The organism is Pseudomonas spartinae (genome assembly GCF_965197125.1).
GTDB lineage: Bacteria > Pseudomonadota > Gammaproteobacteria > Pseudomonadales > Pseudomonadaceae > Aquipseudomonas > Aquipseudomonas composti_A.
On the sequence record NZ_CBDAMB010000035.1, the window covers coordinates 1 to 972 of the forward strand.

The following is a 972-nucleotide window of genomic DNA, read 5'->3' on the forward strand; positions in this document are numbered from 1 at the left end:
AATCTATGCAAGATCGACACGCTCATCGTCGACAAGACTGGAACCCTGACTGAGGGGCGTCCCGTATTTCATAGTGCGGAAGGGACAGGCGGTTACGACTCCAATGAAGTGCTGCGCCTGGCTGCTAGTCTCGACCAGGGTAGTGAGCACCCGCTGGCTCATGCCATCGTCGATCATGCGCGCGGTCAGGGCATTGCACTGGTCAAACCGGACACTTTCGAATCTGGCTCGGGTATTGGTGTGCGCGGCCAGGTCGATGACCATCAGCTGCAGCTCGGCAACACCGCACTGATGGACGAGGCGGGCGTCGATATTACCCCGCTGCGCAATCGCGCCGAGCAACTGCGTCTGGAAGGCATCAGCATCATCTATTTGGCCGTTGATGGTCGCCTGGCGGGACTCCTGGCCGTTTCCGATCCGATCAAGCCTACTTCTCAACAGGCTGTCTCCAAGCTTCAAAGCGAAGACGTAAAGGTCATCATGGCCACTGGTGATGGCCTCACCACAGCAAGAGCCGTGGCGAAGCAGCTCGGAATCGAGGAAGTGCATGGTGAGGTCAAACCGCAGGATAAGGAGAAACTGGTCGCCGATTTGCAGGGCTATGGCCGTCGTGTCGCCATGGCGGGTGACGGCATCAACGATGCGCCCGCCCTGGCCAGGTCTGACGTAGGTATCGCCATGGGCACCGGTACCGATGTGGCGATGAACAGCGCCCAAGTGACGCTGGTCAAGGGAGATCTGATGGGCATCCTGCGAGCGCGCACCCTGTCAGTGGCAACCGTGAAAAACATGAGGCAGAACCTCGCCTTTGCGTTCCTCTACAACGCGATGGGAATCCCGCTAGCAGCGGGGCTGCTGTACCCGCTGACGGGGCATCTTCTGTCGCCCTTGATTGCTGCGCTGGCGATGAGTGTCAGCTCGGCGTCGGTGGTCTTCAATGCTCTGAGGTTGAAATCAACGGACATCGGATAG

General features: G+C 59.2%; 1 protein-coding gene. It reads left to right on the forward strand.

Annotated elements, in window-relative coordinates:
* Nucleotides 1-972: HAD-IC family P-type ATPase (locus ACN8M7_RS25930; protein WP_490262624.1), on the forward strand; the 972-nt coding region annotated here is incomplete at its 5' end.